The following is a 1,619-nucleotide window of genomic DNA, read 5'->3' on the forward strand; positions in this document are numbered from 1 at the left end:
CCAGTGACCCAGCCGAACCCAGTGACCCAGCCGAACCCAGTGACCCAGCGGCACGCGGTGGCCCAGCCGCACGCGGTGGCCGCACCGAGCCCGGCGAAGGCACCGAATTCACCGCCGCGACCCGACATGGCGCAACCGACGGACGCGGCGACGCAACCCCGCACCGCGCGATCAGCGAGCGCACGGCATCCGGTTACGGCGAAACCCTCGATCGCGCTGCCGATATCGGGTCGGCGGCGGACCGGGCGTTCGGCAAGCTCGATCAGTTCCTGCCGAAGCGCTTGCGCCCCAGGGTTTCCGCTCTGCGCGCCACGGTGGAGACCGCGCCGCAGTCCGCGCCCGCCGTCGCTCCGGAGGTGCTGGCGACCGTGGGGGCGGCGGCGGCCGGACACGAGTATCTGACCTTCGGCTACGCCGGCCGCGACGGCACGGCGTCACAGCGCCGCGTCGAGCCCTACCGTGCGGTGCACCTGCGGCTGCGCTGGTATCTGGTGGCCTGGGATGTGGACCGCGCGGACTGGCGTGCCTTCCGTATCGACCGCATGGCCGAAGTCACCGGCACCGCACGGCATTTCCCGCCGCGTCCGCTGCCCGCGCGCTCGGCCACCGAGTACGTGCGCGCGGGCATGAGCACGCCCCGGCACCGCGCGGTGGTCACCGTGTCCGCGCCCGCCGCCCAGCTCGCCGACGCGCTGAAGTACCTGGACTGGGATATCGAGGCGCTGGGCCCGGACAGTTGCCGCGTCACCACCCGGGTGGACTCCTTCGAATGGCTGATCCTGCGGGTGGGCCTGCTCGGCGCGACGTTCATCATCGAGGAACCGGCCGAATTCCGCGCCCGCGCCCTCGAACTCGCCGACCGGCTGCGCCACGCCGCCGAAACCGCACCCTGATCTCTCCGACCAACCCATTGCCCGCGCCGCTGCCCCGAGTGGTGTCGCTCGGGTGCACGCCCTAACCCACCGGATCGGCCAGCCCCACCGACCAGGCCGACTCCAACCAGGCCAGCCCCACCGGCCCAGCCGACTCCAACCAGGCCAACCCCACCGGCCCAGCCGACTCCCATCGAGACTGCCCTCGGAATCGATCCAGCTCGCCGACCAGGCCGCCCCCGGCGAATCGGCCGACGTCATCGCCCGTGTCGCCGCAATGATCGTTGCCGCATCCCGTCCGCGTGACCGCCGACTCGTCCCCACCGACTCGCGCGCCCGTCGATTCGCATGCCCCGTCTCCAATACAGTGTCGGTCATGGCTGAATCCCGCGGCCCGATCCTCGTGCTCAACGGCCCGAACCTCAATATGCTCGGCACCCGCCAGCCCGAGGTGTACGGCGCCGACACCCTCGACGACGTGGTGGCGCTCTGTCGCGCGACCGCGGCCCGGTTCGACCGCGAGGTCGTGGCCTTCCAGTCCAATCACGAGGGTGCGCTCATCGACCGCGTCCATGCCGCGCGCGGGGTCGAGTCGGGCATCGTCGTCAATCCCGGCGGTCTCACCCACACCTCGGTGGCGCTGCGCGACGCCCTGGTGATCCCGGAGGTCCCGATCGTCGAGGTGCACATCAGCAATGTGCACGCCCGTGAGGAATTCCGCCACCACTCCTACATCTCCCCCATCGC

Annotated in this window: 2 protein-coding genes; both read left to right on the forward strand. The window is 71.4% G+C overall.

The features are described from left to right. A partial coding sequence (locus tag QK444_RS36115; protein ID WP_282786591.1) for a WYL domain-containing protein occupies nucleotides 1-893 on the forward strand: 893 nt, incomplete at its 5' end. Between the two features lie 355 nt (nucleotides 894-1,248). Further along, the coding region (locus tag QK444_RS36120; RefSeq protein WP_282786593.1) for a type II 3-dehydroquinate dehydratase at nucleotides 1,249-1,619 on the forward strand (371 nt) is incomplete at its 3' end.

Origin of the sequence: Nocardia sp. CC201C, assembly GCF_030010695.1 — a bacterium.
GTDB classification, from domain to species: Bacteria; Actinomycetota; Actinomycetes; order Mycobacteriales; family Mycobacteriaceae; genus Nocardia; species Nocardia otitidiscaviarum.